The following is a 26,009-nucleotide window of genomic DNA, read 5'->3' as shown; positions in this document are numbered from 1 at the left end:
TCCGCGGAACGCTGCGTTGGTCAGTGGCCGCCGCTCGCTGCGGAGGTCATCTTCGCGATCACCTCCTCCAGTGAGAAGCTCGCCGCCTTCTGGCGGGGCGGATAGGCCTGGAAGGTGGCCAGGAACCGCCCGACGATCACCTGGGCGGGCACCAGCGCAAAGGCATGGTCCAGCATCCAGTCCCAGTAGGTGTTGGAGGTGATGTCGGCCCGCTCATAGGGATCGGTGAGCAGGTTGAAGATCTTCGGCAGGCGCAGGACAACGAACGGCTCTGCCCAGATCTGGCAGGTGCCAGGCTGGCGTTGCTCCATGAACACAAACTTCCAGTTGTCGTAGCGCAAGCCTGTGAGGTCGCCGTCGTCGGAGAAGTAGAAGAACTCAACCCGGGGGCTCACGTCGGTCTGGCCCGTCCAGTAGTCGAGCATGTTGTAGCCGTCCAGGTGGATCTTGAAGGTTTTCGATCCCACCTGATGGCCTGCGAGCAGCTTCTGCTTGATCTCCGGTTCCCCTGCCGCTGCTACCAGAGTGGGTAGCCAGTCGAGGTGGCTGACGATGCCGGTGAACAGGGTGCCGGGGGCGATTTTGCCGGGCCAGCGCACCAAGGCGGGCACCCGGTACGCACCCTCCCAGTTGGAGTTCTTCTCGTTGCGGAACGGGGTCATGCCGGCGTCAGGCCAGCTGTTCATGTGCGGCCCGTTGTCGGTGCTGTACATCACGATCGTGTCATCGGCGATGCCCAGCTCATCGAGCAGGTCGAGCATCTCGCCGATGCAGTTGTCGTGATAGATCATCACGTCGTGGTATTCCGATTGCCATCGCCCCGACTGACCGATGTCCTGGGGACGGGCATGGGTGCGGAAGTGCATGTGGGTGGTGTTGAACCACACGAAGAAAGGCTCGCCGGAGGCCACTGCCTCACGGATGAAACGCTTGGCTTCGGCGAGGAACTCCTCATCGCAGTTCTCCATCCGCTTCTTGGTGAGCGGCCCGGTGTTCTCGATCCGCTGGGTGCCATCACCGTTGGCCCAGCAGTGCAGCACGCCGCGGGGTCCGAAGTTCTTCTGGAAATCGGGGAAGTCTTCCGGCTTGGGATAATCGCGCAGCTCCGGTTCCTCCTCAGCATTGAGGTGGTAAAGGTTGCCGAAGAACTCATCGAAGCCGTGCATGGTCGGCAGATGCTCATCCCGGTCGCCGAAGTGGTTCTTGCCGAACTGGCCGGTGCGGTAGCCCAGGGGCTGGAGCAGTTCGGCGATGGTGGGGTCCTCGGCGCGATAGCCCTGTTCGGCGCCCGGCAGGCCCACCTTGCTCAGGCCGGTGCGGAACACGCTCTGGCCGGAGATGAAGGCGGCCCGCCCTGCGGTGCAGCTCTGCTCGGCGTAGTAGTGGATGAAGCGCCCGCCCTCCTTGGCGACACGGTCGATGTTGGGGGTCTGATAACCCATCAGCCCATCGCTGTAGCAACTGAGGTTGCTCTGGCCGATGTCATCGCCCCAGAGGATCAGGATGTTGGGTTGTCCGTTGGGCATGGGAGGTGGAGGCTGGGGGTGAGGGGGCGGGCAGGGGCTGGAGAAGGATGCAGCCCCGGCACGCTGATGAACTCAGCTACAACCTGCTGCCCATGGCAGGGTGGGGCCACTCAAAAAGTGCAGGCTTCGATGGCTCCGCTCCACAGGTTCGAGGCTGTTGAAGAGCTCGAAACCCAGCTGCGAGCGGCGGGCCTGGATCTGCGCCTGCTTCAGCTCTCCAACGGCAACCTCAGCGGCCGCCTGGTCACCCGCCAGCTCGGGCCGCTGCGGTTGCTGCGGCTTCAGGTCAACCGTTGTCTGCACGTGGCTGGCGGCAAGCCACGCGACCAACGGCTGATGGCGCTGAACCTGGTGTCCGACCGCAACGCGCCACCCCTGCGGGCCCACGGCACCGCCGTCGGTGCCGATGCGTTGTTCGGACTTGATCCCCAGGCGGATGTCCATCTCTCCACGCCTGAGCGGATGGATCTGGCCGTGGTGATGGTCAACCCCGGCATGCTGACGCGCTGGAGCAGCGGCAAGGGGAGCCTCGATCTGGGATCGGCGCCCTTCCGCTTCAATGTGCTGCCCATTGACGCCGCCAGCCGCACGCCGCTCCAGCGCTGGTTGCTCAATCTGCTGCCCCTCCATTCGAAGACACCCTCTGTTCCAGCGCCGTCAGAACCTGAAGGAAGTGCAGAGGGTCTCCTCCCACTGCTCGTTGACGCTCTGGAGCAGGGCCTCCGGCAACAGGGCTGGCCCGACCGACCGCCGGCGCGGATCGAACTTGTCAAGCAGGTGCAGCGCTGGACGGAGGAGCATCCGCTCGAGCCGATCAGCCTGGAGGCGCTCTGCCGTGAGATGTATGTGGGGCGACGCACCCTGATCCAGGGGTTCCGGGAGCACCTGGGCATGGGCCCGATGGCTTACTTCAAGCTGCAGCGGCTGCATGGTGTGCGCCGCGGGCTGCTGGAGGCCCAGCCGGGCAGCGCAACGATCTCAGGGCTGGCGGCCTCCTGGGGCTTCCTCAATGCGGGGCATTTCGCCCGGGATTACCGCCGGCTGTTCGGAGAGCTTCCCAGTGCCACGCTCTCCAGCCGGCGCGGGTTGGCTCGCGGGGGGCACGGCACAGCGCTCGACCACTCCCCCTCCTGATCCGCTTGCCGCTGGTGGGGCCGCGAACACGCTGGCCCAGTCGTTGCGCATGCTCACCACCGTCCAGCCCCGCCGGGGCGCCTCGCTCAAGGCCCGATCGAGACGGCCGAAGGCCGACTCCCGGTCGTAGGCCACCTCCCGCTCGGCGTCGTCGTGGTGAACGATCACTCCCAGCCGTTGCCCCGGCTGGCTGGTGACCCACTCGAGCATCTCCAGATCGCCGTCGGAGTTGCCGAAAGCGGCGACCGGCCTGCGGCCAATCAGTTGCTCGATCAGGACCGGCTTCATGGCCCGATCAGCGATGGTCTGCATCTTGCTCTGGCGCTGGATCACCGGCAAACCGCCCTCGCGGGCATAGGTGGTGACGACGCTGGAGCCGATCACCTGCTCCGGAGGGATGCCGTAGACCTGCTCGGCGAACACCCGCATGAACTCCACGCCGCCGGCCGACACGATGTAGGTGCGGAATCCATTGGCACGCAGGTGCTGCAGCAGCTCCTGCATCGGCTGGTAGGTGAGGTCGGTGTAAGGCCGCTGCAGGGTCGGGTGGCAGGCGCTGTCCAGCCACGCGCGCACCTGATGGCGGAACGCCTCCGTGCTCATGCCGGCATGGGTGATCCCCACGAGTTCCAGCAGGCCCTTGATGCCCATGGGGAGCACGGCCTCCCCGTTGCCGGTAGCGGTTGCGGCGGCGATGACCGGGTTGGTGGCGAGCCCGGGCTGTTGGGCCACCAGGGCGCGGGCCCGCTCGATCGCGAAGGCCAGCTGCACGTACATCGGCTGCTCAGGCCAAAGCGTGCCGTCGTTGTCGAAGACGGCGATGCGCTCCTCGGGTGGCAGATAGCTCTCTCCCCCCGGCTGGCTGACGCTGGCGACGAAGGCCAGGATCCGCGATCGGGTGGCACCGTCCCGCCAGGACGGGAGCGGCTGCGTCGACCCCGCGGGGCTGGCCTGGTTCGCCATGGCGGGCGCCAAAGGGGCCATCATCGCCACAGCGAGCAGGCTTGCCGCTGCCGTGGTCAGGACGCTCATCAGCACACTGTTCCCTCCCCAGCCGAGCCAGCGAACAGCCGCTGCAGGGGCGGCAGCAGGGCCTCCAGGGCACGCCGCGATGGCCCAGGCGCCGCATGGGCCCGGGCCGACATCTGGGCGATGTTCAGCCCTGTCACCAGCACCAGGAACCCCGGGCTGTGGCCGAATCCCCTCTGCCCGGGCCACCGCCAAGCTCCGCAGGTTCAGGACTTCTTTTGCCACCAGCATCGCTCCCCGAAACTCCTTCCCTGCCAGCCACTCTGGGGTGTTGCTGGGGGCGTACGGGCTGGTCGGATCCACCACCCCGGTGTTCCAGGCTTGAAGGGCAGGCTTGCTCTCAGGCGGCGTTGAGGAGAACCGCGGCAGCTTCCCGGGCGTGGATGGCAGCTCTGGAATCGCGCTCCAGGAAGCACAGCACCAGGGCACCCTCCAGTAAGAGGTGAAGGTGTGAGGCGAGGCGCTCTGGATCAGCGACGCCCAGGTCGCGGCACTGCCCTGTCAGCAGCTCCCGGCAGCTGGCCTTGAAGGCTTCCGCGGCCTGGCGTGGACGATCACCTGCGTCGGGGTATTCGCTGGCCGCTTTGATGAACAGGCAGCCGTGGAAGGTGGGGGAACGCACCCAATCGGCCAGCCAGTCGAACACCGCCAGGACCCGGCCATGGCTTCCTCCCTTTGCCTGCGCGAGGCGGGTGGTGAGGCTGCTGGTGATCTGGCCGGCCAGGCGCTCGAGCACGGCGGCGATCAGCTCTTCCTTTGAGCCGAACTGCTTGTACAGGGTCATCTTGGCCACGCCAGCTTCAGCGAGCAGCGTGTCGATCCCCACGGCCCGGTAGCCCTGGCGGGCAAACAGCTCCTGTGCCGCGTTCAACAAGTCTTCGCGCTTGGCCGAGGCCCTGGCCGTACGGGTTCTGTCTGGTGCTGGCTTGGTGCTGGTGGCCTTCTCAGCCATGGCGGTAACGATCTGGACCAACCCTAGGCGATAGACAGAACAGTCTGCTAACTTTCTGGTGTTCAGACAGGTCGGTCTACTTCCGGCGGGCCGGGTTTCGGTTCTGTTTCGGGGCCTTGCCTCTCCCCTGCTTCTGCGCGCGCCTCCACCCCACTGCTCGCTTCACCATGCTTCGTCTCCACGGCCATGAACTCTCCGGCAACAGCGCCAAGGTGCGCCTCCTGCTCGACCTTCTTGGCGTGCCCTACGAGTGGGTGCGTGTCGATCTGATGAAGGGAGAACACAAGCAACCCCCCTTCCTGGCGCTCAACCCCTTCGGCCAGGTACCCGTTCTGGAAGAGGGGGCCAGCACCCTTTCCGACGCCCAGGCGATCCTTTACTACCTGGCAGCCCGACAAGGGGATGGTCAGTGGCTTCCCGTCGACCCTTACGAGCAGGCCAAGGTGGTGCGCTGGCTCTCCACGGCCGCCGGTGAGGTACGGCAAGGCCCCGAAAACGCCCGGCTGTTTCACCGCTTCGGGGTGAAAAGCCTTTCGATCGAGCACGCCCAGGAGAAGTCCAGCTTCATCCTCGGACAACTCGACCGGCACCTGAGCGATCGCCAGTGGCTGGAGCTGGAACGGCCGACGATCGCGGACATCGCCGTGTTCCCCTACATCGCTTTGGCAGGAGAGGGGGGGATCGATCTCACGCCCTATCCCAATGTCCTGGCCTGGATCCGGCGGATTCAGGCGCTGCCGGGCTATGCCCCGATCGCTGGCCTTGATGCGGAGCTGAGCCTGTAGCCATGACCGAGCACTACCTGCATCGCCATCTCACTCCAGCGGTGGCAGCGGCGCAGCTTCAGGCCTACGGGCAGAGCCAGGCTGGCCCGATGGCACCGCAACCAGATCGGCTGGGGGCACGGGAGGTCGCCTTCATCCGTGCCCGCGACAGTTTCTATCTCGCCAGCCTCACCGAATCGGGTGCTCCCTACATCCAGCACCGAGGTGGGCCGGTGGGCTTCCTGCGGGTGATTGATGAGCGCACCCTGGGATTTGCCGATTACGCCGGCAACAGGCAACTGCTCTCCACCGGTCATGTGCGAGCCGATCCGCGAGTGGCCCTGTTCCTGATGGATTACGGCGCCAGGCGACGGCTCAAAATCGATGCTGAGGCTGAAGTGGTTCCACTTCACGTGCATCCAGCGCCAAACCAGGCGACGTGGTTGCGGGCGCAGGATGCTGAGGCCGGTGCAGTGGAGCGCCTGTTTCGCCTCAAGGTGGTGGCCTTCGACTGGAACTGCCCCCAATTCATCACGCCCCGCTTCACGGCAACAGACGTGGAGGAGCGGGAACGGGCTCTGCGCGAGCACATCGCCACCCTTGAGCAGCAACTGCTTGAACGTCAACGCCCCGCAAGGGATCAAGGCCAACAAGGAGAGGAACTCCGGGATGGCTGATGGCGCCACGATGACTGCCGGCAACATGGCCGTCCAGCCACTGGCCCATCGGTGAGCGGTGCTTCTCGCTCACTCAACAACGTCACGGACAATGGCCTCTGCAGTGCCACTTCACCTCAATCGTCCTTGTGTTGTGCCGGTTGCTCAGAAGCCAAACACCCACCTGGACCAGCCCAGCATGGCTTGCCCCTTGAGCTGCTCGATACCAACCCGCGCCACGGGCGGGAGCATCAACCTGGGCGCGCTGCAGAGCTAGACGACCAGGCTTCAGGCAGGGCGGTGCAGGAAGTGCTGGCTGATCTGGATCAGTTCCCCTGCGATCACCACCACCAACAGGCGAAACACCCAGACCCGGGCGGCCGGCAACAGGGCGAGGCGAGCAGCCAGCATGCCGCCGCCGATGCTGCCGAATGCCATGGCGCCGCCGGGCAGCCAGGCCACATGGCCATCGCGGGCAAACACCAGCAGAGACACCAGGGTGGTTGGAATCAGTACCAGGTTCTTGACGGCGTTGGCCGCCGTGAGGGGGAGGCGCACCACAAGCACGAGAGCCAGGAGAAGGTAAGTGGCGCCGTCGAGCACGATGAACCCCACCCAGGTGCCGATGCCGAAGAAGATCAGCGCTTCCTTGAGACTGAACCGGGCCGATTCCTGGGGCGGCTGGTTCAGGGCGGCCTTCAGTTTGGTGAACAGGAGGATCAGGGCCACCAGTACGGCAGCCGTGATCGCCAGCCCCAGATTCCGCGCCGGTATCGCATCGGCCAGCAAGGCACCAGCCACACTGCCGAGCGTCGCCGGGCCGGCCACCCGCAGGGCCATCCGCCAGGGCAGGGCACCGGCTTGCGCGAAGGTGGCAACGGCCGTGGTGCAGCCCACGATCACCGGCAGGCGGTTGGTGGCGTTGGCCATCTCCGGATCCATGCCCAGGGAGATCAGCATCGGCAGGCTCACCGCAGACCCGCTGGAGGCCAGGGTGTTCAGAAAGGCACAGACGGCCCCGGCCAGGCTGACGAGGCTGTAGTCCATCCAACCAGTCATTCGCCGAGGTCAGCAATCGCTGCCTGGAGTCTGGCTCCTGTGGGCTGGGAGGCTTTCGCATCCCGTGGCCGGGTCCGTCAAGGGAGCCGCTTGTCCATGCAAAACCCTTGGCGGACCTGGCTGCAGATCCAGAGGTGCAGCCAACGAACACCCTGCCTACCGCGTGACGGCCTGCGATATCGGGCGCAGCGGCCATGGAACCGCAGCTGTAACCAACGCGTTGGCTTGATCCTCAGTTGAGCTCGTAGGAGTCAAAGCCCGGCAGTTCCTCGACTTGCTCCAGCAAGAATCAAGGGAACGTGTAGCTGAGAGTACAGAATCAATAATCTGCTAAAATGAGAAAGTATTAAAAAGGAGAAGATTTGGAACTGAGGAAGTCCGTTGTTCTCCTCGCCATGGCGCTCGGCCTGCTTCATGCAACCGCCAAGGCCGAACCGATCACCTTCTTCGTCGGTGCGGATCCACAGTACAGTTTTGGTGATGATGCCCTAGCCACTGAAACAGGCTTGCGCGCAGCCCGTATGTTGAATCATTGCACGGACTGTAGCAAGGTCCTCGTTGTTGCTGGTGATCTGTCCCACGACAAACCCGACAAAGCCCGAAAATACGGCGAAGTATTCCATCTCCCAATCGAGAAACTCGGCATCAAGGTATTTGATGGCCTTGGCAATCATGATAACGATAACTTCGCTGATGACTGGGTGAGTTTCGACAGTCCACGAGGTTTGTACCATATGGGCTCCCTTGCTTCCGACGACCGGGCCAAGCCAATGAGCTTGCCGGAGATTGAGGGGCATAACTTTGTTGCCCCTAGATTTTTAGGCTGGCGTGTCTACGATCTATTCCTTAGTCAGATTGACAATGAAGAAAAACCTTCTCAGGATGACATTATCTGGAGAGCCGCTACTTCCCTTAAGGATGGCAGGTATAACAATATGCTGACGAGTTGCGGCTCCTTCGGATACGGTGATGCTTGGTACTGCATGAATGAGGATGCCTATTACTACGCGATTGAGCTCAATAAGCCAACATATAACTTCTCATTCAACTTGAATTTCTGGAGTACACCAAATCCGAAACCGGGTGTTCTCTTGGTCCAGCTGCACAACGAGCTTTACTCGACGACCTCTACGAGGTACCTCAAAAGAATTCGAGATAAGCTATCCAGTGAAGGACGCCTAGACCTACCGGTAATCCTCTTTTCCCACAGGTTAGATGGCACAATGTCACCAGAGTTTGAGCAAGTTGCAGCAGACATGAACATCGCTGCTGTTATCCATGGACACTACGGATGTGACAACCGCAGCTCACCCGAGAAGCTCAACGGCCACTGTGACGCCAGTAACACATGGGATGACCTTAGAAACTGGAAACAGGAGATCTACAATCGCAACAGAGTTAATGTACCCATCATTGATGTCAATGCGCTGCTGTACGGCATCTTTTGGGCAGTCCAGATTGATCCCAGCAAGGGAACGATTGCCTTTGTCCGATTTAACTCGAAAGAAATGATGGGGAAAAGCAGACGTGGCGGGAAGAGCTTCATTTCGTTGAAAACTGGTGCGTTCGCGGATCTCATGACTCAGGTATTTCGAAACAATCCTAGTGCAATCAACATCCCGCGAAGGAAGAACGCCATCATGAAATGTGACTATGAAGCAGGTAGGGCGAATGCCAGCAATAATAAATATTCAGTTGCCAATTGCAGTTACTAATCATCTTTCCACGTTAATTCTGTCACCGTCTCTCTATTGGTCAGGCTCATTTTGGCAATGGGCATGTAAGCTCTCGAGAATTGTTATTGTCAAGCCAAGATTGGCGCTACAAGACTGGCGCTAGTGGGCCCCGCAGGCGCGGGTCTCCAGCAGGCCCCTCATCAAGGGGTTCCGCCAGAGGTCGCTAGGGCAGCTTCCAGTTGCCTTCGCAGCGGCGCAGTTCCAGCTCGATGGCGAGCCGGCGAGGAAAGGATTGCGGGTCCAGGTCAATGCCACCAACCAGCGCAGGTGACGCGTGTGGCGGTAGAGCCACCCCCAGCAGGTGATCTTGAACGAGCGGTTTTTCATGCCTGAGGCGCCAAAGAACACCGCTCCCGCCACCCTGGTCCGGGTTTGACAAAGGGGCGCAGACCCTCGCGTCAGCCCTTGAAAGACCCGGCCGCAGACCGAAAGGCGCAGCCAACGAACACCCTGCCCACCGCGTGACGGCCTGCGGTATCTGGCGCAGCGGGCATGAAACTGCCGCCTCAGGGCTCCTCAAAGGGATAGAAGCCCGGCTGCTCCTCCACCTGCTGGCGGACCAGATAGGGGTTGGAGGACCAGCTATCCCAGGCCGAACCCACCAGGCCCTGGTCGGTGGCAGGAAGCGGGGTTCAGCCTGGAGGCACTCCGGCTCAGGCTCTTACCAGCCTTGGGCACAGGCAACTTGCCAGGCCTCGATCGTGGCGGCCAGTTGAGCGTCGGTGGATGCAGGTTGGCGTGGAGACGTCGGCTCCATGGCAGCAACGACGTAGAACACCATCCCCACCCAGCGGCTGCTGCAAGTCAGGCAGGAGGACCCTCGGGTCCTCGCGTCAGCCCTTGCCGGTTGCTGCACCCATCCCCGAGCTCAGTGAAGGTTGATGGGGTGCCGGTGGATCATCGGGGTGGGGTTTGGCGGGCCTGTAGGAGCCAGATAATCGCGCCCTCAGGGCATAACAGCAGCGGCTACCCGAGGTTTCTTGAGGTAAAGGTAGAACCCGGGAATAACTTCCAAGTCGGGGCCAAAGGCCAACTTTTTCAGCGAACCTTTTGCGCTTTGTACAGGCACCCACTCCAATGCCTCACCCATCACATCAAGCAAAGCGATGTACTGCTTGACTCCAGATTGCTTCGTTCCAGCATTCAAGTGACAGAGTTCGCCTGACCGGGATACAACCCAGAGCCAAGCCGTACCTCCGTATTTGGTGTCACCGATTCGATCCTCTTTCTCTGTTAGCCAATGTCTAAGCTTTTCATCAAAGTGTAAGCGGTTCATTGGCGTTTTCGCTGACATCTTGGCTAGGCTCATTGCACTGGTTTTAAGTCTTTGCAATCCTAATATAGTTCGCAGTCTCCGATCGTGCGAACACGTCCAAGAGTGCCGGCATATTGATGCCCAGATTTGCAATGCCCTTGCAATCAGCGCGTTTTCATCAGTCATGCGTGCACCGAAGCAGCTCTGAAGGCGTCGCCAAAGTCCAAAGAAGTCTCTTGGCCAACGTGCTTCGCTTTTACGAAAGCCACACTATTCACGACTGGAATGGAATGCAAGAGTCCACAATCAAGAAAGGATTTCATTGGCCACTGTGGAAGCTGCTGGAACTGGATAGGAAGCGCGCTTCAGGCCAAGACGTTTCACTCGTAACGCTGGTCGTCATCAGCAGCCCCTAGCCATGCTGAAGTGGTCAGGGTCCTCACTGAGCACCCGGATCAGATCTTCGCGCTCCCTCAGCAGGCGGTGGGGTCGGGCAGTGGCAAACGCGGTCTCAGCGACAATCCGTTCGGCCTGGCCTTCTGGCAGTCGCACTTCTGGGGCGGCATCGGGCTCACGGGCCTGATGCTGGTCTCTGTGGCCTGCCGTCCTGAGATCCACAAGCACCTGCGTTGGCGCCGGTTGCATGTCAGTGCCAACGTGCTGGCCACGCTGATCTTTCTGGCCCAAGGGATCAGTGGACCCCGGGATCTGTTGGAGATCCCGCTCAGCTGGCAAAAGCCGACGATCTACGCCTGTGACTACCAGGCGAGAACCTGTTCGCCACCTGCTTCGGGGGTGTCACCTTCCTGAGGGATCGTTGCAGATTCCTTGTGGCCGGCATCCTCAGGAAGGGAAACCAGGAGAAGCATGAGCGCAAGGGGTCAGCAGAGCGATCGAGCTGAGAGACACGGCCAGGGGATGGACCCTGCATCCATGCAACCAACGGGTTCAACGCGTTCACTCCTCGTCGTCAGACCCACCGACAGGCACCAGGCGGATCTGCTTGCGACCCAGCTTGATCTCGAATTCATTGCCGGGCTGGAGTTCGAGCATGGCGGTGTAGGCCTTGCCGATCAGCAGGTTGCCGTTGCCCTGCACAGTGGCCACATAGCTCAAGGAGCGGCCGGCCTTGCCTTTGCTGGTGCCAGTCCCCTCCCCGAGACTGACCCCCTTTGCCTCCAGCAGCGCCGCATAAAAGGCCGTGAAGTTCAGCCGTTCATTGCCGTCCTTCTTGGTGCTCACATAACCGGCGGCTCGCACCAGATCCGACTTTGAGGTTCGCAAGCCTCGCCATCACCATCACCATCACCGTCGAGGTAGGTGTGGCCGTCCCGCAGAAGTTGCTGGCCGCGCTTCCACGAACCAACCTCCGCATACCTCAAACGACGTCCTGACCATGAGGGAGCTCCTGACCACGGGTCAGGGTTAATGATCGTCAGGCTCGCGGGTCGTCGCTGTGATGCTCCGGTGCTTTTGGTGCCTCCCCTCAGAGCAGCTCGCCAATCCCATGGTCGCTGAATTCCACCAGGTGCTTTCCAGTCTCCAAGGCGGGAAGGTCTGCTGGCTTCTCTCGATCCAGATAGGCCGCAGCATCACAGCCTTCGAGGTACTCGCGATACACAAAGGCCTGGCCCTGCTGTCCGCCTCCACCTACGGCGCCGGGATGGCCGGTCTGAAGCTCGGCGTTCTGGCCTACCTGCTGGTCGTCGTGCTGCTTTTGATTCCCTTCCTCCGCTGGCGCAGAGGCCAGCTGCAGCTGGCTCGAGCCGTCAACCGGCGGCAGGCGGAGTGCGGGTCGGTGTGCCGAAGCTCCCAGGCGGCCAGGGGGGCACAGTGAGGCCGTTGCCATCGCGCATGGCGTGGTACCCCGGCGAAAGGATCTCGACCCCGGCCTCGGCGAACTGATCCTGGACGGCCCCCAGCAGATCCGAAAGGGTGCTGCGGTACGTGTCCACATCTTCTACGTAGGCGTTGAGTTCATAGCTGATGTGGAAGTCGTTCAGTGAGGTCTGGAGCACGAATGGGGGCATCTCCCGGCTGATGCCTGAGGTGGCGCTGGCCGCCTCCAGCATCAGCCGGTGAACCTGGCGCCAGGGCACGTCGTAGCCAATGGTGACGGTGGTGGCGATCACCACCGGCTCAGCGATCTCCCGGCGGGCCAGGCTGTAATTGACGATCGAGGCCCCCAGCACAGTGGCGTTGGGGATGCTCACCACCTCATTGTGGGGCGTGCGCAGGCGGGTCACCAACAGGGCGGAGTCGTGAACGATGCCGACGGTGCCGTTGATGTTGACCCGGTCGCCTTCCTGGTAGGCCCGGGTGTAGGTGAGCATCAGCCCGCCGATCAGGTTGGCGGCCACGGCACTCGAGCCCAGGGCTGCCAGCACCCCCACGAACAGGCCAGCCCCCTGGAAGGCCTTGCTGTTGGCTCCTGGGATGTAGGGGTAGGCCAGCACCACACCGAGCAGCAGGATGCCGATCCCCACCAGCCGGGCTGTGGGCCGGGCCCATTCGGGATAGAACCAGCGCAGACGCAGCTTGCCCAGCTCCACCGCCCGGAACCAGGCATTGCTGGCCCGCATCAGCAGCACCGAGAGGCCGAGGATCACCATCACGGAGATCAGGTCGGGGATGGCCTTGGTCACGGCCTGTGCACCGCCCACCACCAGGCCAGTGATCTGGCCCCGCAGGGTTTCGGAGATGGCCTGGGTGGGGGGGAACAGCCCGAGAAACAGGGGGATGGAGAGATAACTGACCAGCAGCAGAACGGCCCCGTGCACGATCCGGCGCAAGGGATCGAGGAGGCTGCGCTCCTGATCAGCGGTGAGCCACTGGTTGCCGCCCACCTGCAGTCCCCGGATCCGGTGGTTGGCGGGGTCGTTGATCCAGCGCCCCAGGCGGCGGTTCAAGGCCATCTGGCCCCTCAGCCAGAGGATGTAAAGGCCAAGGGCGAGCAGGGCCAGAGCGGTGCCCCGCAGCCAGTCTGAGCGCCGGTGGGTTTGGCGGTAGCGCACGATCGCCGCGCGAATCTGCTCCAGGTAGCGCTGGGCCAGCTGCTGACGACTGAGCTGAAAGCGGGCCGCGTTGCGGTCATCCACCGAGATCCTGGGCTCAAACACGCCGCCCTTCATCAGACCGATGGTGGTGTAAGGCGGGTCCTCCTGTACGACGATCTGGGTGGGCTCGATCGAGTAGTTGGCGGCCAGCTCGGCCAGCCGTTGGCTGCCACGCCGCGCCATCTGCGCAGGGCTCTGGGCGCCGACACCGGCCCGGATCTCCAGCACCCGGCGGCCATCCAGTTCGATGTAGGCCGGTGGGGGAGTGGCCTTCTGGGCGGAAGCGGAGGCAGGAGTCGGGGCGTCACCCGCGCGGGCCAGGGGGGCCGCCACCAGCAGCTGCGTCGCCAGCAGAGCGGCCAGCAAATGCAGAAGACAACGGAACCAGCGGGAGCGAAGGACCCAGGGCTCTGACTGTCCCACGATGCTTCGTCCAGAACGTCAACGGACCTTATCAACCCCTTCCTGATTAGGTTCCCATCGCTTGAAGCCCCGCCCTGGCAAGTCTGGGCCGGTGTCCTGGTTTCGCAGCTGCGCAGCAGGCTCTCTCCCCGCAGGCCTATCCCCGCTGCCGCACGAGGAGGCTGCTGAAAATCCCATCCAGCCGCGGGAGAATGGCCCAACGGCACTGAGCGGATGCGCGGCCACCAGGAGAGAACCGGCCCTCTGTTCTCCTATGTCTCCACGGAGGAGCGGATCCCCAACGCCCATCATCTGCGGCAGGTGCGGCGACTGGGGGATCAGGCGCTGGATCGCCTCAATCCCACCTTCAGCAAGCTCTATCCCGAGGCAGGGCCCCCCTCAATTCCGCCGGAGCAACTCCTGCTGGCCTTGTTGCTGCAGGCCATCTATGTCCACTCGCGTCGAATCGTTCTAGCGGCGAGTGAAGTGATGTTTGGTCGCTCGAAATCACCAGATTGAGTAACTCTAGTGCGCATGTCCTCCATAATCGTTTTTGCGCTTCGCCTCTCTGGATCGAGACGAGCCAATTCTTCCTTGTAAAGTTGCTCAAGCTGGTAATAGGCTGAGACTTGGTCGCAGAGCTTGGCGATGTTGCGCTCTGCGCGTGCCCATCGCTGCTCAGCCCTGGTGGTTGCATAGCTGATTAATCCTCCGAGAAGAGCCCCAGCAAGAGCAAATCCACCGGCGACTACTTCTGAGCTGATCGGGTTTCCCATGACTGTCTGCATAAAAGCAGTGGGTTTCTGTGATTATGCCATACTGCGTGTGTGTTTCCCGGTTCAGTCCCAAAGCCTTCGGTTGGTTTATCGTGCTCAATCGGAATATGCCTTGATGTCGGTTCTCTACTCACGATTGTCTCTAGTGGTATGACTTGGCAAAAGCTTACTTGTCGCGAGGGCGTTCCATTGCATGCCGCAACCTTGTCACCTGATTTTGCTGCTTCAGGGCGAACTCAGCAGTTGCACGCGCTTCGAGATCCCAATCAAGTGGTTCTAGCGCCTATCGCATTCCATCCCCTAAAACAACCGGCTAATCTTTTGTATTGAGCCACTTGCTCCAGTTGTCAGAGCCGCTGGGAGTTTGCTCAACGCTGATTGAAGCCGTTTCAGCACATCTCAATGCCTAGCGAAGTGACACCCATGACAGCCCTTGCCAAAATCCAGAGGCCGGTGTTCCACCGGAAACCTTCCCTTCGGGCCTCTCTCACCGATGGGGGCAGGGGGACTTGAACCCCCACAGCCTTGCGGCCTGCGGATTTTAAGTCCGCTGCGTCTACCGGTTCCGCCATGCCCCCGCGGACTGATCCTAGATTTGCCGCACCCTGCTTCCTGTTCCGTGCCGTTGCCCGGGTTTCTCAGCACCCTGCCGCTTGACACCCTGCTGGTGCTCGGTGCCTACCTGCTGCTTGGCGGCGCCTACCTGGTGGTGGTGCCGCTGGTCCTCTTCTTCTGGATGAACAAGCGCTGGATGGTGATGGGCAAGATCGAGCGCACGGCCGTCTACGGCCTGGTGTTCCTGTTCTTCCCGGGCATGATCGTGTTTTCACCCTTCCTCAACTTCAGGCTTGCCGGCCAGGGCGAATGACGCGCGGCCAGGCACTGCTGCTGGGCCTTGGCGTGTTCGGGCTCGGTGGCCTCGGCTACTGGGGCTTCAAGGCGGCCGGCTTCGAGGGCTTTTCGGCCGGCATCGCCGCTGAGGCGGTCTTGATTCTGATCGTGCTCGGCTGGACGGGCAGCTACCTGCTGCGGGTGGTCACCGGCAAGATGACCTTCATGGAGCAGCGCCGCCAGTACCGCGCCGGTTACGACGCCATCACTGCTGAGCAGCTGCAGAAGGAGTTCGACGCGCTCAGCCCTGCCGAGCAGGAACGCCTGCTGCGTGAGATCGGCCAGCTCAAGGACGACGCCAGCCTTTGAGCCACCGCGGCTGAGGCATTGGGCCCAGGGCTTGCTGGGCCGTCCTGCCAGCGACCCCATAGGCTCACGGCCAGAGCGTGCAGGATTCGGCTCCGAATGAGCGCCACCCCGTCCAGCAATGTCGCCGCCAGCGGCACCACGGCCATCCAGGCACGGTTCAGCCAGCTGCAGGCGCAGGGCCGTTGCGCCTTGATGCCGTTCCTGATGGCTGGTGATCCGGATCTGGCCACCACCGCCGCCACTCTGCTCGCCCTGCAGAAGGCCGGCGCCGACCTGATCGAGCTGGGCATCCCCTACAGCGATCCGCTGGCCGATGGCCCGGTGATCCAGGCGGCCGCCAGCCGCGCCCTTTCCGCCGGCACCACGCCGGGCAAGGTGCTCGACATGCTCACCGGCCTGCGCGGTCAGCTCACCACCCCCCTGGTGCTGTTCACCTACAGCAACCCGCTGCTCAACCGCGGCATGGAAACCTTCTGCCGTGAGGCCGCCGCTGCCGGCGCCGCCGGCCTGGTGGTGCCGGATCTGCCGTTGGAGGAAGCGGAGCGGCTCTCGCCGATCGCCGCGGCGGAGGGGCTTGATCTGGTGCTGCTGGTGGCCCCCACCACCCCATCCGAGCGCATGGGGCGCATCGCCGCCGCCAGCCGGGGCTTCACCTATCTGGTCAGCGTCACCGGGGTCACCGGTGTGCGTGCGGCGATGGAAATGCGCGTGGGCGGCCTGGTGCAGCAACTCAAGGCCATGGGGCCCACGCCGGTGGCCGTGGGCTTCGGCATCTCCGGGCCGGAGCAGGCCCGCCAGGTGCGCGATTGGGGCGCCGATGGCGCGATCGTGGGCAGCGCGCTGGTGAAGGTGATGGCGGCGGCGGCGTCCGCTGCGGAGTCGGTGCCGGCGGCGGCAGGTGCCTATCTGACCGGCCTGCGTCAGGCCCTCGACAGCTGAGCGCCCTGCCCATGCCCCCCCAGCCGCTCGATCTGCCCTTCTCCGAAGCCTGCGAGCGCAACAAGCAGCCGTTGCTGGAGGCGCTGCGCACGTGGCTGCCCCAGCCCCCCGACCGGCGTGCACAGCTGCTGGAGGTGGGCTCGGGCACCGGCCAGCACGGCGTGCATTTCAGCCAGCACCTGCCCGTGCGCTGGCAACTCAGTGACCGGCCTGAGCACCTGCCGGGGCTGCGGCGGCGCCAGGCGCACGCCAGCGCCGACGGCGCGCCAGCCGTCGGCCAGCTGCTGCCGCCGCTGCAGCTGGATGTGACCCAGCCTGACTGGCCGGCCGGTCCGTTCGATGCGGTGTTCAGCGCCAACACCGCCCACATCATGCCGGCGACGGCCGTGCCCGCTCTGTTCGCCGGCAGTGCCCGGGTGCTAGCTGCGGGTGGGCTGTTTCTGCTTTACGGCCCCTTCAACGACGGCGGTGTGCACACCAGCGCCAGCAATGCCGCCTTTGACGCCCACCTGCGCGCGATCGATCCCGCCATGGGGGTGCGCGACAGCTTGGAGCTGCTCGCCTGCGCCAGGGCGGTGGGTCTGCTGGCGGCCGCAGATCTGCGGCTTCCTGCCAATAACCGCCTGCTGGTGTTCCGCCGTGCTCCCGACGGCGCCTGAGGCGCTGGCGTCCGGCTCAGGCCGGTCCGTCGAGCACGAAGCGGTAGCGCACGTCGCCGCTGCGCAGCCGGGCGATGGCGGTGTTGATCTCGTGCATGGGCAGGCTTTCCACCTGGGGTTGGATGCCGTGCCGCGCGCAGAACTCCATCATCTTCAGCAGGCTGGCGGGTGAGGAGGTGGGGCTGCCGGTGAACTGGCGCCGTCCGGCGATGAACGGGAACACATTGAAGGGGATGGGCTCCAGCGTCACACCGAGCTGGTGCAGCCGGCCCTTCGGTGCCAGGGCGTTCACCACCGCGTCCCAATCCAGCGGTTGGTTGGTGGTGTTGATGATCAGGTCGTAGCGGTTCGGCGTGGCGGCCAGATCGCCCAGCAGCTGGATCTCATGGGCCCCGAAGCCGCGCGCCTCCTCCGCCTTGGCGGGGTTGGTGGTGATGGCGGTCACCTGGCAGCCCCAGGCTCGGGCGAACTGCAGCGCCATGTGGCCCAACCCGCCGATGCCGATCACGCCCACATGGGCGGTGGGGGAGACGGCCTCGTCGATCAGGGGCGCGAACACGGTGATGCCGCCGCAGAACAGCGGGCCCGCCAGGGCTGGATCGAGGCTGTCGGGGATGGGGATCAGCCAGTCCTGCTGGGCCTTCACATGGCTGGCGAAGCCGCCGCTGCGGCCCACCACGCTCGCCTCCAGGTCGGCGCAGAGGTTCTGATCCCCCCCGAGGCACAGGGCGCAGTGGCTGCAGCTTCCGGCGATCCAGCCCAGGCCGCGCAGCTGGCCGATCAGCGTTTCCGGCACCCCTTCGCCCACCGCCACCACCCGGCCCACCGCCTCATGGCCGGCCACCAGCGGATAGCTGCTGATCCCCCAGTGGTTGTCGAGCATCGACAGATCGCTGTGGCACAGGCCGCAGTGCAGCACCTCCAGCAGCGCTTCGCCGGGGCCTGGAGGCAACAGCTCGGCGCTGCTGCGCTGCAGCGGGGCTCCGGCAGCTTCTGCCTGCCAGGTGGTGATCTGCATGGAGCGTCCGTTGGCGTTGTTGACCCCAGCATGGCGATCTGCGCGGGCCTGGGAGCGGCCGTGGCCGGATCGCCATCAGGTTCGCCTCTTGGCGTGCTGATCGCTGGCCGCCTGGATCGCTGGTGGATGGGCCGTGCGGGTCGTCCGGGTTGCTTTTGGATCGCCAGCTGAGGCGCGATGGTCTGGTTGGCGCCTACCTCCGCGCGCTGAGGGCTGCGCCTTGTTTTCTGCTCCTAACGTGAGGGGATGCCTGCGATCACCCAGGGTTGCCATACGCCCGGCTCGGCGGCGGCGCTGCCGGGCGGGGTGCGCCAGGTGGCCTTGATCGGCATGCCCAACACCGGCAAATCCACCCTCTACAACAAGCTCACCGGCGGCCGCGCCCATGTGGCCAACTGGCCGGGCCTCACCGTGGATCTGCTGCGCGGTGAACTGCCCAGCGATGCCTTCGGCAACGATTACCAACTGGTGGATCTGCCCGGCATCCATGACCTCAAGGGCAGCAGCGAAGACGAGGCGATCGTGCGCCGCTATCTGGCCACAGCCCCGCCGGATCTGATCGTGCTGGTGATCAACACCAGCCGCGCCGCCACCCAGCTGCGCCTCGCCCTGGAGCTGCGCGCCATCGGACTGCCGTTCATCGTGGCGCTCAACATGAGCGACGAAGCCGCGCGCTTCGGCGTGAAGGTGAACGCGGTCCGCCTCAGTGAAGACCTGCAGGTGCCGGTGGTGCCGATCAGTGCCCGCAGCGGTCGCGGGGTGCCGGATCTCCTTTATCAGATTCATCGCCTGGAGGCGACCACCTTCCCGCCCCCGGCCCGGCTCGAGCCCGATGCACTCGACGCGCGCCTGCAGGCGTTGTCAGCAGCCTGCGTGCAGGCACCGCATGGCCTGATCGACCGGCTCAGCCACCGGATCGACCGCTTCCTGCTGCATCCGGCGGTGGGGGTGCTGGCGTTCCTGGTCGTGATGCTGGCCATGTTCCAGGCGATCTACGCGATCGGCACGCCACTGCAGGAGCTGCTCGGCACTGCCGCCGATGCACTGGAAACCCGGCTGCTGCTGCCGCTGCTGCAGTCGCTGAGGCTCTCGACCTTCCTCGTGCACCTGGCCACCGATGGGCTCTGGCTCGGGCTCACCACGGTGGTGAGCTTCATGCCGATCATCTTCCTCTTCTATCTGATGATCTCCCTGATCGAAGACTCGGGCTATCTGGCCCGCTCCGCCTTCCTGATGGACGGCTTCATGCACTGGCTCGGCATGGATGGCCGCAGCTTCGTGCTGCAGATCATGGGCTTCGGCTGCAATGTGCCGGCGATCATGGGCACCCGGGTGATCCGCGACCGCCCCCGGCGGCTGCTGTCGATGCTGGTGATCCCGTTCTCGCTCTGCCAGGCGCGGCTGGCGGTGTTCGTGTTCATGGCCGGCGCCTTTTTTGTGCGCCCCTGGTGGGCGGCGGGGCTGGTGGTGTTCGGCTTCTACGTGATGAGCTTTGTGGCGGCGGTGCTCACGGCACTGCTGTTCAAGCACGTGTACCGCGGCCGCGAAGGGTTCGTGCTCGAGCTGCCCCCATACCGCACCCCCAGCCTCGACACCATGCTGCAGCGCGCCTGGCAGCAGATGGTGAATTTCTTCTTCACCACCCGCCAGTTCATCGTGATCGGCGTGATCGCCGTGTGGCTGCTCAACAACCTGCCGCCGGGCGTGGATCCGCTCTCCGGCCTGTCACTGTCGGGAATGATCGGACGCATCTTCCAGCCGCTGCTCGGGCCGATCGGCATGAACCCCGCCCTCACGGTGTCGCTGATCTTCGGTTTCGTGGCCAAGGAAATCCTGCTGGGGGCGATGGCGGTGATCTATGCCACCAGCCAGGCGGGCCTGGGCGGAGCGTTGGTGCAGGCGATCACGCCGCTGCAGGCCGTCAGTTTCATGATGTTCACGCTGCTCTACACCCCGTGCCTGTCCACGGTGGCGGTGCAGTGGCAGGAATCGCGCAGCCGCGTGTTCGTGTTGGTGTCGCTGGCCTGGTCGTTCACGCTGGCCTGGGTGATGGCCCTGCTCACCTATCAGGGCGGCCTGCTGCTTGGTCTGGGCTGAGCGGATCAAGCAGCCAGCGGTCGGATCGCCATCTCCGCAGCATCACTGCGCCGCAGCATGAATTCCACCTGCCCGCAACGCACATGCAGCAGACCGCCGGGGAAGCCACGGCGCAGCACCTGCACTTCGGAGCCCGGCCGCAATCCCATCGCCCGCAGGCGGTCGTGGAGGGAGGGGAGCTGGGGCAGCGTGACCAGCACGACGACCTGACCGATCGGCGCGGTTGCCAGCGTCATGGTGGTGGACTGGAAGCGTTGTTCAACGTAGGAGCTGGGATGGCAGCACAACAGCCTGCCAACCGGCCGTCGCGGCGTGGTGACCGCCCCACCAAGATCTGCCCGGTGTGCGGCAGGCCGTTCCAATGGCGCCGCCGCTGGAGCGCCGTGTGGGAGGAGGTGCGGTATTGCTCCGAGCGTTGCCGGCGGCGGCGGGGCGGCACAGTGGAGCCTGCAACCCGCTGACCACGGCGATGGCGAAATTCGTGCTCTGGGGCACCTACTGCGAGGACGCCCTCACGCGGCGCACCCCCTTTCGGCAGGAACACCTTGACGGCCTGCACCGCCAACATGCGGAGGGTGTGCTGCTCACGCTCGGACCCACCGAAGGCAGCACCCATGTGTTCGGCCTCTATGAGGCGGACGCCCTGGAGCAGGTGGAAGCGCTGGTGCACGCCGATGTGTATGCCCGCGAGGGCATCTGGACCGAGGTGCAGGTGTACCCGTGGATCCAGGCGATCGGATGACGTTGCGACCGTGAAGCGAGGAGGGGTTGCGTTCGCCGCTTGAGCGCGCTGTTCCTTCAGCCCACGGGAGGGGCCGGTTTCCAGTCGCGCAGGGCCTGCTCCCACACCCAGGCCGCCACCAGCTGGTCGCCGCCGTCGCCGAGCACCTTGGCGTAGCCGCTCATCTGGCCCTGGCCGGTGGCGGCGATCCTGGCGATGGCGTCGGGGCCGTCGATGCCCTGGCGCTGCAGCGCGGCCAGCTTCAGGGTTTTGCCGCGCCGCAGGATGTTGCCGCCGTTGATGTGACACCCCACGCAGTGGTTCTCGAACAGCTGGGCGCCGCTGGCCTGCAGGGTGGGGGTGTCTCCCCAGGCCGGACGGGGCCACCAGGCCAGCAGGATCACGGCGAAAACCACAAGCCAGGCCACCAGCCGGAGCCGCCTGAGGGCGGCGGGGCCGGGGTCAGAGGGGTGGGCGCAGGGAAGTGGCATGGGTGGCGGCGCCAGGGACGGATGGATCAGTCGTCGGCCTCGACATCTTCGCTGCCGGCGGGGATCAGCCGGATCTGCTTGCGGCCCAGCTTGATCTCGAATTCGTCGCCGGGTTTGAGATCCAGCATCGCGGTGTAGGCCTTGCCGATCAGCAGGTTCCCATTGCCTTGCACAGTGGCGATGTAGCTGAGCTTGCGGCCACCTTTGCCCATCTTGCTGGTGGCACCCAGATCCACACCCTTGGCCTCCAGCAGCGCCTCATAGAAGGCTGTGAAGTTGAGGCGGTCGGAGCCATCCTTCTTGGTGGAAACATAGCCACAGGCGCGAACGATTTCGGATTTCCCGACGTCGCCCATCTCCTTGACCTTGGCCAGCAAATCTGCTCCTTTGATCATGAGATCTTCTCCGTTGTACGTGCCTTGCGCTCTACAACTTACACGATGGATCGATCGCATGCGATCACCATCGCCTCACTCTGCGATTTCACGCTGGCCAGATCGTGCTTAAAGATCAGCGCCTCGAAACGCCTCGGGAGTACGCCCCGGTCCGTCAACAGTGGCCATGTGATGCCGATGGAGGCCCGCCACTTTGTGCTGAGGTGTCCATCGGCCGGCTGCGGATCCGGCACCAACCCACAGCTTCAGCATGGCAGCTTCGTCCTCTTCTCCTCGTCAACACTCAGGCATGGGTGAATAACTGGGAAGATAACGAAACCCATGGCTGCAGCGAATGTACACTTCGTTCCCCCTCGCTTTAAGGCACGGCGCTTTTGCCAGGCTGCAGCCGTGCTGATCCGTCGTCTCACTCCCGACGATCACACCGCCGCCATCGAGGTGTATCGCGATGCCGTGCACACCCAGGCCCCTGCGCTTTACAGCCCGCAACAAGTGGCGGCCTGGGCAGGTCTGCCGCTCAACCGCCCGGACTTCAGGCTCACTCTGGAGCGGGGATTCGGCTTGGTGAGTGAGGGTGAACCCTCCGGCACCGATCCCGTGCCGCCCATCGAGGCGTTCGCCGTGCTGGAGCCGCTGGATCGCGTTTCGCTGTTGTACTGCCGCGGCCGTTCCTGCCGCCAGGGCCGGGCCGGCGCCCTGCTGCAGGCCCTCGAAGCCCTGGCCCGCACCGCTGGGGTGGCCTCCCTGCGCACGGAGGCCAGCTTCATCTCCCGTCCGCTGTTTGAGCGCCAGGGCTGGCAGGTGATGGCGATGGAGGATCTGGAACTGGGAGGGGTGTCGTTCCGGCGCTCGCTGATGCACAAAACCCTCGATTCCGCCCCGCCGGGATGATGGACAGGTTCAGCATCAGGGTCCATGGCCGAAAGCGATCTGCAGCAGTTCCGCGCCAAGGTGAGCCAATTGGTGGCCTTCGTGGCCCTCAGCGACGCCGACCCCGACGTGGAGCAGGCCCTGCGCGATTGCAGCAGCCATCACGAGGTGGTGGCACTGGCCCGCCGCCGCGGCTTTGAGATCGGCCGCCGCTGGGGCGAACACCTGGCGCCTGCCGCTCCGGGTGCCGACAATCTGCTGGTCAGCACCTGTCCGCTTCTGGGTGAAGAGCGGCTGGATCTGCTGATAGACACCCCCGATCTACGGCTGGAGCGGATCCATTCCTGCGCCTGGTCCACCCCTGCCGGGCAATGGCAGAGCCAGGCGCTGGAGGAGTGGGTGCTGGTGTTGCGCGGTGGTGCCCGCCTGGCCTTCGCCGATGAACCCACCTGCCGGGAGCTGGTGGCTGGCGACACGCTGCGGATCGCCCCCGGACGGCTGCACCGGGTGGAGGCTACGGATCCTGCTCCGGGAACGCTCTGGCTGGCGTTGCACTGGCGTTCAGGGTTGTGATATCTGCGCGGCGCACCAGCCAGTAACCCCCCGACAGCGACAGCACGGCCAGGCCGAGACCCACCAGCAGCATCGGCTTGTCTTCCGAGCCCGGAGGCAGCACGATCACCTTTCGCGCCACGGCCGTGAGCGCCGTGATCAGCACCAGCTCGATCTGCACCACGTGATGGCGCAGGTAGGCGGTGACGTTCTGCAGCACCTCGAGGGCGATCAGCAGCGTGAGCAGATCGCCGAGCAGACGGATCAGGTCGTCGCCCAGCCAGCCTGTGTTGGGATCAATGAATTGTTGGATCACCGCACCGACGAACTGGACGGCGGCCGCCAGCAGCACGATGCAGAGAATCAACGAGAGCACCTTGGCAAGTTGGCGCTCGAATCGGTCAACGAGATGGAGGAAGGCCTCGTCTCCCGCTTTGCCACGGCTCCAGCGCATCAGTTACCGAAGGGGGTGAACTGGGGTTTGGCGCGCGTGTCGCCAGGAGGGTTCTCGATCTTGGTGTCACAGGTGACCGAGCCATCGGCCGCCGTGACGCAGTTGGTGGGCACGATGCGGGTGGCGGGACCCACGTTGCTGCCCGGACCCAGCAGGTAGCCCTCGCGCTGGGCGAAGGCCGGGACAGCGCCAAGGCTGCCGAAGCTGATCAGGGAGCCGCTGACGAGCAACATCAGCGATCGGCCCATGGCTGGGCCGGTTGGTGGACGACGGGGGGGCAGCATCGGAGGGAGGTGAATGCTCCCACTCTGCCTGCGGGGATCAGTTCTCGCCGTCCTGCAGGATTTCCTGCAGCAACAGATCCAGCTGTCCATCGAGCTGCTCATCCGGACGGCCCTCCAGCTGCTCACCCAGCCACTGCTCCTCAATGGCGCAGAGCTGGGCGGCGAGCCGGGCCAAGCCCTCCTCCTGCTCCAGCCGCTGCAGTTCTTCGAGCAGCACGGGCATGCGGATGGAACCGGCCCGCAACGCCCGGCGCAGATCCGACTGGGTGCGGCCATGGTGACGCATCCATTCCTTCAGGAAGGTCTGCAGATCCTCCAGTTGCGGGGAGGTGAAGGAGGCCATCAACGGGTGGGCGGGAACCAGCGATCCAGTTTGCGGCGTGCCCGTGACCGGATATCCGGGGTGAGGTGGCTACCGGTGAGCCCCAGCAGGGCGGTGAGCGCCACCAGATCATCGCTGAAGCCGGCCACTGGCACGAAGTCAGGGATGAGATCGAGGGGCAGCAGCAGGTAGGTGAGTGCCGCCAGCATCGTGAGGCGCACCTGCGGCGGGGTCTGGCCATCGAGCAGCAATTCCAGACATTCCAGTGCGGGCAGAGCGATCGCTCGGCCGGCGCGCCGCAGAAGCCGCTGCAGCAGCCCCTCATCCACCACGCTGCTTTCCAGCACCTGTGCATCCACGGTGCGGTCGGCATCGCCGGAACCATCGGCATTGAAGCCGGAAGATTCAAAACCAGCGTCGCCTGGGGTGGCTTCTCCTGGCGTCATCACTCACTCCCAAGCACCGAATCTGTTCATCATCGCGGCCACGCTTCCAGAGTTCCAGGGCGGACTTCTTGCTGGAGAGGACGGTGATCACGGCCTAGGCCACGCCCGCCAAGCCTGCTTGTGTGCCGGCCTTGCGCAGTTTGCGCAGGGCGCGTTGCACCACCTGGCGGCAGTATTCGCGGCTGCAGCCCAGTTGGCGTGCCACTTCGGCAAGGGTGCGCCACTCGTGCTGTGCGTCCAGGCCGAAGCGCAGGATCACCACCGTGCGCTCCCGTTCTGTCAGCTGGGCCACTTCGAGCAGGTTCCAGGCGATGGCGGCCCGCTCCTCCTGCTCGGCCCGCTCCATCGGTGGCACTTCATTGCTGGGCAGCACATCCACCAGCTCGGAGGGATCCGCCTTTGATTTCACAATGCCCTGCAGGCTCACGGTGACACTGCGCAGTTCGCAGCCCAGCAGCTCTTCCACATCGGCAACGGGAATGTCCATGCAGGCGGCCAGCTCGCGCGATGTGGGCGTCAGGCCATTGAGCTGCAGCAGCTGCGCCTTGGCGGCCCGCAGCCGTGTGAGTTTCTCGTTGACATTCACCGGAATCCGGATCATGCGGCTCTGGGTGGAGAGGGCCCGGTTCAGGCCCTGACGAATCCACCAATAGGCATAAGTGCTGAAGCGGTGGCCGCGGGTGGGGTCGTACTTCTCCACCGCCCGCGCCAGGCCGATCGTGCCCTCCTGGATCAGGTCGAGCAGGTCAAGGCCCTTGCCCTGGTAGCGCTTGGCCAGGTTCACCACCAGGCGCAGGTTGGCGACGATCATCTGCTCCTTGGCGCGCATTCCATAGCGGACCGTGCGTGTTTCGATGCTCGTGAGCGGGGTGGGTTCGCCGTTGCGTCGGCTTGCGCCGCAACGTTCTTCGATCTCCACCATGGCCTGAACCTTGCGGCCCAGCATGAGTTCCTGCGCGGGGCTGAGCAGTTGATGTCTGCCGATCTCGCCAAGAAAGGCACTGAGTGAGCTAGCCATATGTTCCTGATATCTGTTTCGACCCTACGGTGCTTTTGAAGATAAAAGAGGAGCTATAGAAAGACTTCCAGTTTCTCAGGTTCCAGTGGCAATTATGGGGCTGTTCCGTTCCGTTATCCCTACCTGAATCTGCCTCTAAATGATGGCGAAGTACAGCAAGGTGCGGCGGATCTGCTGCGTCTTGAGTTGTCGTTGCGT

General features: G+C 64.2%; 30 protein-coding genes, 1 tRNA gene and 3 pseudogenes. 16 read left to right on the top strand and 18 right to left on the bottom strand.

Annotated features, from left to right (window positions below; all coding sequences use genetic code 11):
• Positions 1–20 precede the first annotated feature (20 nt).
• Positions 21–1,526, bottom strand: coding sequence for an arylsulfatase (locus tag KBZ19_RS02190; protein WP_255099596.1), 1,506 nt, complete (start codon positions 1,524–1,526; stop codon positions 21–23).
• A 66-nt stretch (positions 1,527–1,592) separates the two neighbouring features.
• Here KBZ19_RS02190 and KBZ19_RS15075 point away from each other — a divergent pair.
• Positions 1,593–2,537 (top strand): annotated as a pseudogene (locus tag KBZ19_RS15075) (helix-turn-helix domain-containing protein); the annotation flags it as partial.
• Here the strand turns inward: KBZ19_RS15075 and KBZ19_RS02180 are convergent.
• The 3 genes from KBZ19_RS02180 to KBZ19_RS02170 all read right to left on the bottom strand — a co-directional run bounded on the left by KBZ19_RS02180 (position 2,505) and on the right by KBZ19_RS02170 (position 4,641).
• A complete protein-coding gene (locus tag KBZ19_RS02180) occupies positions 2,505–3,692 on the bottom strand; it encodes an HAD family phosphatase (RefSeq protein WP_255099595.1) in 1,188 nt (395 codons plus the stop codon). The pseudogene KBZ19_RS15075 and the gene KBZ19_RS02180 overlap by 33 nt on opposite strands.
• On the bottom strand, positions 3,692–3,829 hold the full coding sequence (locus KBZ19_RS02175; RefSeq protein ID WP_255099594.1) for a hypothetical protein: 138 nt from the start codon (positions 3,827–3,829) through the stop codon (positions 3,692–3,694). Before KBZ19_RS02175 ends, KBZ19_RS02180 begins: the two co-directional genes overlap by 1 nt.
• A gap of 200 nt (positions 3,830–4,029) precedes the next feature.
• Entirely contained in the window at positions 4,030–4,641 is a 612-nt protein-coding gene (locus tag KBZ19_RS02170) for a TetR/AcrR family transcriptional regulator (protein WP_255099593.1), read from the bottom strand.
• A 167-nt stretch (positions 4,642–4,808) separates the two neighbouring features.
• On the opposite strand from KBZ19_RS02170, the gene KBZ19_RS02165 reads away from it, so the two are divergent.
• Both KBZ19_RS02165 and KBZ19_RS02160 read left to right on the top strand, forming a co-directional pair.
• Complete coding sequence (locus tag KBZ19_RS02165) at positions 4,809–5,426, top strand: glutathione S-transferase family protein (protein ID WP_255099592.1); 618 nt, start codon at positions 4,809–4,811, stop codon at positions 5,424–5,426.
• Between the two features lie 2 nt (positions 5,427–5,428).
• Positions 5,429–6,082: a pyridoxamine 5'-phosphate oxidase family protein gene (locus KBZ19_RS02160; RefSeq protein ID WP_255099591.1), complete on the top strand. Its 654-nt coding sequence runs from the start codon at positions 5,429–5,431 to the stop codon at positions 6,080–6,082.
• A 267-nt stretch (positions 6,083–6,349) separates the two neighbouring features.
• Here the strand turns inward: KBZ19_RS02160 and KBZ19_RS02155 are convergent, their stop codons facing one another.
• Entirely contained in the window at positions 6,350–7,120 is a 771-nt protein-coding gene (locus KBZ19_RS02155) for a sulfite exporter TauE/SafE family protein (protein WP_094510939.1), read from the bottom strand.
• Between the two features lie 395 nt (positions 7,121–7,515).
• Between KBZ19_RS02155 and KBZ19_RS02150 the strand changes: the two genes are divergently transcribed.
• The gene (locus KBZ19_RS02150; RefSeq protein ID WP_255099590.1) at positions 7,516–8,835 is read left to right on the top strand and encodes a hypothetical protein; all 1,320 of its coding nucleotides are present in this window, start codon (positions 7,516–7,518) and stop codon (positions 8,833–8,835) included.
• 967 nt (positions 8,836–9,802) lie between these two features.
• On the opposite strand, the gene KBZ19_RS02145 is transcribed toward KBZ19_RS02150, so the two are convergent.
• The gene (locus tag KBZ19_RS02145) at positions 9,803–10,165 is read right to left on the bottom strand and encodes a hypothetical protein (protein ID WP_255099589.1); all 363 of its coding nucleotides are present in this window, start codon (positions 10,163–10,165) and stop codon (positions 9,803–9,805) included.
• 456 nt (positions 10,166–10,621) lie between these two features.
• On the opposite strand from KBZ19_RS02145, the pseudogene KBZ19_RS02140 reads away from it, so the two are divergent.
• Positions 10,622–10,921: pseudogene (locus tag KBZ19_RS02140) on the top strand (DUF4079 domain-containing protein); the annotation flags it as partial.
• A gap of 147 nt (positions 10,922–11,068) precedes the next feature.
• Here the strand turns inward: KBZ19_RS02140 and KBZ19_RS02135 are convergent.
• The gene (locus tag KBZ19_RS02135) at positions 11,069–11,395 is read right to left on the bottom strand and encodes an AbrB family transcriptional regulator (protein ID WP_255099588.1); all 327 of its coding nucleotides are present in this window, start codon (positions 11,393–11,395) and stop codon (positions 11,069–11,071) included.
• 223 nt (positions 11,396–11,618) lie between these two features.
• On the opposite strand from KBZ19_RS02135, the gene KBZ19_RS02130 reads away from it, so the two are divergent.
• Entirely contained in the window at positions 11,619–11,948 is a 330-nt protein-coding gene (locus KBZ19_RS02130) for a hypothetical protein (protein WP_255099587.1), read from the top strand.
• Here the strand turns inward: KBZ19_RS02130 and KBZ19_RS02125 are convergent.
• Positions 11,881–13,533, bottom strand: coding sequence for a mechanosensitive ion channel family protein (locus KBZ19_RS02125; RefSeq protein WP_255099586.1), 1,653 nt, complete (start codon positions 13,531–13,533; stop codon positions 11,881–11,883). The genes KBZ19_RS02130 and KBZ19_RS02125 overlap by 68 nt on opposite strands.
• Before the next feature lie 270 nt (positions 13,534–13,803).
• Here KBZ19_RS02125 and KBZ19_RS02120 point away from each other — a divergent pair.
• A pseudogene (locus KBZ19_RS02120) lies at positions 13,804–14,043 on the top strand (IS5/IS1182 family transposase); the annotation flags it as partial.
• Between the two features lie 796 nt (positions 14,044–14,839).
• Here the strand turns inward: KBZ19_RS02120 and KBZ19_RS02115 are convergent.
• A tRNA-Leu gene (locus KBZ19_RS02115) sits at positions 14,840–14,923 on the bottom strand.
• Positions 14,924–14,964: 41 nt separating this feature from the next.
• Here KBZ19_RS02115 and ndhL point away from each other — a divergent pair.
• The 4 genes from ndhL to KBZ19_RS02095 all read left to right on the top strand — a co-directional run bounded on the left by ndhL (position 14,965) and on the right by KBZ19_RS02095 (position 17,143).
• Positions 14,965–15,213, top strand: coding sequence for an NAD(P)H-quinone oxidoreductase subunit L (gene ndhL / locus KBZ19_RS02110; protein WP_158217430.1), 249 nt, complete (start codon positions 14,965–14,967; stop codon positions 15,211–15,213).
• The gene (locus tag KBZ19_RS02105; RefSeq protein ID WP_094510934.1) at positions 15,210–15,545 is read left to right on the top strand and encodes a DUF3007 family protein; all 336 of its coding nucleotides are present in this window, start codon (positions 15,210–15,212) and stop codon (positions 15,543–15,545) included. Before ndhL ends, KBZ19_RS02105 begins: the two co-directional genes overlap by 4 nt.
• A 96-nt stretch (positions 15,546–15,641) precedes the next feature.
• Positions 15,642–16,484 (top strand): tryptophan synthase subunit alpha, encoded by an 843-nt coding sequence (gene trpA, locus KBZ19_RS02100; RefSeq protein WP_255099584.1) that lies wholly within the window; start codon positions 15,642–15,644, stop codon positions 16,482–16,484.
• 11 nt (positions 16,485–16,495) lie between these two features.
• Positions 16,496–17,143, top strand: a complete 648-nt coding sequence (locus KBZ19_RS02095; RefSeq protein WP_255099583.1) for a DUF938 domain-containing protein — start codon at positions 16,496–16,498, stop codon at positions 17,141–17,143.
• Between the two features lie 16 nt (positions 17,144–17,159).
• On the opposite strand, the gene KBZ19_RS02090 is transcribed toward KBZ19_RS02095, so the two are convergent.
• Positions 17,160–18,161, bottom strand: coding sequence for an NAD(P)-dependent alcohol dehydrogenase (locus tag KBZ19_RS02090; protein ID WP_255099582.1), 1,002 nt, complete (start codon positions 18,159–18,161; stop codon positions 17,160–17,162).
• Between the two features lie 246 nt (positions 18,162–18,407).
• Here KBZ19_RS02090 and feoB point away from each other — a divergent pair, with 246 nt between their 5' ends.
• A complete protein-coding gene (gene feoB / locus KBZ19_RS02085; protein WP_255099581.1) occupies positions 18,408–20,258 on the top strand; it encodes a ferrous iron transport protein B in 1,851 nt (616 codons plus the stop codon).
• Positions 20,259–20,263: 5 nt separating this feature from the next.
• Here feoB and KBZ19_RS02080 read toward each other — a convergent pair whose 3' ends face one another.
• The gene (locus KBZ19_RS02080) at positions 20,264–20,494 is read right to left on the bottom strand and encodes a FeoA family protein (RefSeq protein WP_094510929.1); all 231 of its coding nucleotides are present in this window, start codon (positions 20,492–20,494) and stop codon (positions 20,264–20,266) included.
• Positions 20,495–20,533: 39 nt separating this feature from the next.
• On the opposite strand from KBZ19_RS02080, the gene KBZ19_RS02075 reads away from it, so the two are divergent.
• Positions 20,534–20,719, top strand: coding sequence for a DUF2256 domain-containing protein (locus KBZ19_RS02075; RefSeq protein ID WP_094510928.1), 186 nt, complete (start codon positions 20,534–20,536; stop codon positions 20,717–20,719).
• Between the two features lie 8 nt (positions 20,720–20,727).
• Positions 20,728–21,000, top strand: a complete 273-nt coding sequence (locus KBZ19_RS02070) for a YciI family protein (protein WP_094510927.1) — start codon at positions 20,728–20,730, stop codon at positions 20,998–21,000.
• Positions 21,001–21,056: 56 nt separating this feature from the next.
• Here the strand turns inward: KBZ19_RS02070 and KBZ19_RS02065 are convergent, their stop codons facing one another.
• Both KBZ19_RS02065 and KBZ19_RS02060 read right to left on the bottom strand, forming a co-directional pair.
• Positions 21,057–21,470, bottom strand: coding sequence for a c-type cytochrome (locus tag KBZ19_RS02065; RefSeq protein WP_255099580.1), 414 nt, complete (start codon positions 21,468–21,470; stop codon positions 21,057–21,059).
• 26 nt (positions 21,471–21,496) lie between these two features.
• Positions 21,497–21,865, bottom strand: coding sequence for an AbrB family transcriptional regulator (locus tag KBZ19_RS02060; protein WP_094510925.1), 369 nt, complete (start codon positions 21,863–21,865; stop codon positions 21,497–21,499).
• Between the two features lie 390 nt (positions 21,866–22,255).
• Here KBZ19_RS02060 and KBZ19_RS02055 point away from each other — a divergent pair, with 390 nt between their 5' ends.
• Both KBZ19_RS02055 and KBZ19_RS02050 read left to right on the top strand, forming a co-directional pair.
• Positions 22,256–22,756 carry a GNAT family N-acetyltransferase gene (locus KBZ19_RS02055; protein WP_255099579.1) on the top strand — a complete coding sequence of 167 codons (501 nt, stop codon included), beginning with the start codon at positions 22,256–22,258 and terminating at the stop codon, positions 22,754–22,756.
• A gap of 24 nt (positions 22,757–22,780) precedes the next feature.
• On the top strand, positions 22,781–23,308 hold the full coding sequence (locus KBZ19_RS02050; RefSeq protein WP_255099578.1) for a Nif11 domain/cupin domain-containing protein: 528 nt from the start codon (positions 22,781–22,783) through the stop codon (positions 23,306–23,308).
• Here KBZ19_RS02050 and KBZ19_RS02045 read toward each other — a convergent pair.
• From KBZ19_RS02045 to KBZ19_RS02025, 5 genes are all read right to left on the bottom strand, one after another.
• Complete coding sequence (locus tag KBZ19_RS02045) at positions 23,250–23,741, bottom strand: phosphate-starvation-inducible PsiE family protein (RefSeq protein ID WP_255099577.1); 492 nt, start codon at positions 23,739–23,741, stop codon at positions 23,250–23,252. The genes KBZ19_RS02050 and KBZ19_RS02045 overlap by 59 nt on opposite strands.
• The gene (locus tag KBZ19_RS02040; RefSeq protein ID WP_315855829.1) at positions 23,741–23,989 is read right to left on the bottom strand and encodes a hypothetical protein; all 249 of its coding nucleotides are present in this window, start codon (positions 23,987–23,989) and stop codon (positions 23,741–23,743) included. The genes KBZ19_RS02045 and KBZ19_RS02040 overlap by 1 nt, the downstream gene beginning before the upstream one ends.
• 73 nt (positions 23,990–24,062) lie before the next feature.
• On the bottom strand, positions 24,063–24,368 hold the full coding sequence (locus KBZ19_RS02035; protein ID WP_094510920.1) for a hypothetical protein: 306 nt from the start codon (positions 24,366–24,368) through the stop codon (positions 24,063–24,065).
• Positions 24,368–24,793 (bottom strand): YkvA family protein, encoded by a 426-nt coding sequence (locus KBZ19_RS02030; RefSeq protein ID WP_233132810.1) that lies wholly within the window; start codon positions 24,791–24,793, stop codon positions 24,368–24,370. Before KBZ19_RS02030 ends, KBZ19_RS02035 begins: the two co-directional genes overlap by 1 nt.
• A gap of 94 nt (positions 24,794–24,887) precedes the next feature.
• Positions 24,888–25,811 (bottom strand): RNA polymerase sigma factor RpoD/SigA, encoded by a 924-nt coding sequence (locus KBZ19_RS02025; protein WP_255099575.1) that lies wholly within the window; start codon positions 25,809–25,811, stop codon positions 24,888–24,890.
• Positions 25,812–26,009 lie beyond the last annotated feature (198 nt).

Source organism: Synechococcus sp. L2F (genome assembly GCF_024345695.1).
Classification (GTDB): domain Bacteria; phylum Cyanobacteriota; class Cyanobacteriia; order PCC-6307; family Cyanobiaceae; genus MW101C3.
Note: the sequence above shows the minus strand (reverse complement) of the source record. Positions and strands in the feature narration are given on the sequence as shown.

Coding starts and splice junctions, on each gene's coding strand:
- KBZ19_RS02190 (WP_255099596.1), bottom strand. CDS start 1,526: ATGCCCAACGGACAACCCAACATCCTGATCCTCTGGGGCGATGACATC.
- KBZ19_RS02180 (WP_255099595.1), bottom strand. CDS start 3,692: ATGAGCGTCCTGACCACGGCAGCGGCAAGCCTGCTCGCTGTGGCGATG.
- KBZ19_RS02170 (WP_255099593.1), bottom strand. CDS start 4,641: ATGGCTGAGAAGGCCACCAGCACCAAGCCAGCACCAGACAGAACCCGT.
- KBZ19_RS02165 (WP_255099592.1), top strand. CDS start 4,809: ATGCTTCGTCTCCACGGCCATGAACTCTCCGGCAACAGCGCCAAGGTG.
- KBZ19_RS02160 (WP_255099591.1), top strand. CDS start 5,429: ATGACCGAGCACTACCTGCATCGCCATCTCACTCCAGCGGTGGCAGCG.
- KBZ19_RS02155 (WP_094510939.1), bottom strand. CDS start 7,120: ATGACTGGTTGGATGGACTACAGCCTCGTCAGCCTGGCCGGGGCCGTC.
- KBZ19_RS02150 (WP_255099590.1), top strand. CDS start 7,516: ATGGCGCTCGGCCTGCTTCATGCAACCGCCAAGGCCGAACCGATCACC.
- KBZ19_RS02145 (WP_255099589.1), bottom strand. CDS start 10,165: ATGAGCCTAGCCAAGATGTCAGCGAAAACGCCAATGAACCGCTTACAC.
- KBZ19_RS02130 (WP_255099587.1), top strand. CDS start 11,619: ATGGTCGCTGAATTCCACCAGGTGCTTTCCAGTCTCCAAGGCGGGAAG.
- KBZ19_RS02105 (WP_094510934.1), top strand. CDS start 15,210: ATGACGCGCGGCCAGGCACTGCTGCTGGGCCTTGGCGTGTTCGGGCTC.
- trpA (WP_255099584.1), top strand. CDS start 15,642: ATGAGCGCCACCCCGTCCAGCAATGTCGCCGCCAGCGGCACCACGGCC.
- KBZ19_RS02095 (WP_255099583.1), top strand. CDS start 16,496: ATGCCCCCCCAGCCGCTCGATCTGCCCTTCTCCGAAGCCTGCGAGCGC.
- KBZ19_RS02090 (WP_255099582.1), bottom strand. CDS start 18,161: ATGCAGATCACCACCTGGCAGGCAGAAGCTGCCGGAGCCCCGCTGCAG.
- feoB (WP_255099581.1), top strand. CDS start 18,408: ATGCCTGCGATCACCCAGGGTTGCCATACGCCCGGCTCGGCGGCGGCG.
- KBZ19_RS02080 (WP_094510929.1), bottom strand. CDS start 20,494: ATGACGCTGGCAACCGCGCCGATCGGTCAGGTCGTCGTGCTGGTCACG.
- KBZ19_RS02075 (WP_094510928.1), top strand. CDS start 20,534: ATGGCAGCACAACAGCCTGCCAACCGGCCGTCGCGGCGTGGTGACCGC.
- KBZ19_RS02070 (WP_094510927.1), top strand. CDS start 20,728: ATGGCGAAATTCGTGCTCTGGGGCACCTACTGCGAGGACGCCCTCACG.
- KBZ19_RS02065 (WP_255099580.1), bottom strand. CDS start 21,470: ATGCCACTTCCCTGCGCCCACCCCTCTGACCCCGGCCCCGCCGCCCTC.
- KBZ19_RS02060 (WP_094510925.1), bottom strand. CDS start 21,865: ATGATCAAAGGAGCAGATTTGCTGGCCAAGGTCAAGGAGATGGGCGAC.
- KBZ19_RS02050 (WP_255099578.1), top strand. CDS start 22,781: ATGGCCGAAAGCGATCTGCAGCAGTTCCGCGCCAAGGTGAGCCAATTG.
- KBZ19_RS02045 (WP_255099577.1), bottom strand. CDS start 23,741: ATGCGCTGGAGCCGTGGCAAAGCGGGAGACGAGGCCTTCCTCCATCTC.
- KBZ19_RS02040 (WP_315855829.1), bottom strand. CDS start 23,989: ATGGGCCGATCGCTGATGTTGCTCGTCAGCGGCTCCCTGATCAGCTTC.
- KBZ19_RS02035 (WP_094510920.1), bottom strand. CDS start 24,368: ATGGCCTCCTTCACCTCCCCGCAACTGGAGGATCTGCAGACCTTCCTG.
- KBZ19_RS02030 (WP_233132810.1), bottom strand. CDS start 24,793: ATGACGCCAGGAGAAGCCACCCCAGGCGACGCTGGTTTTGAATCTTCC.
- KBZ19_RS02025 (WP_255099575.1), bottom strand. CDS start 25,811: ATGGCTAGCTCACTCAGTGCCTTTCTTGGCGAGATCGGCAGACATCAA.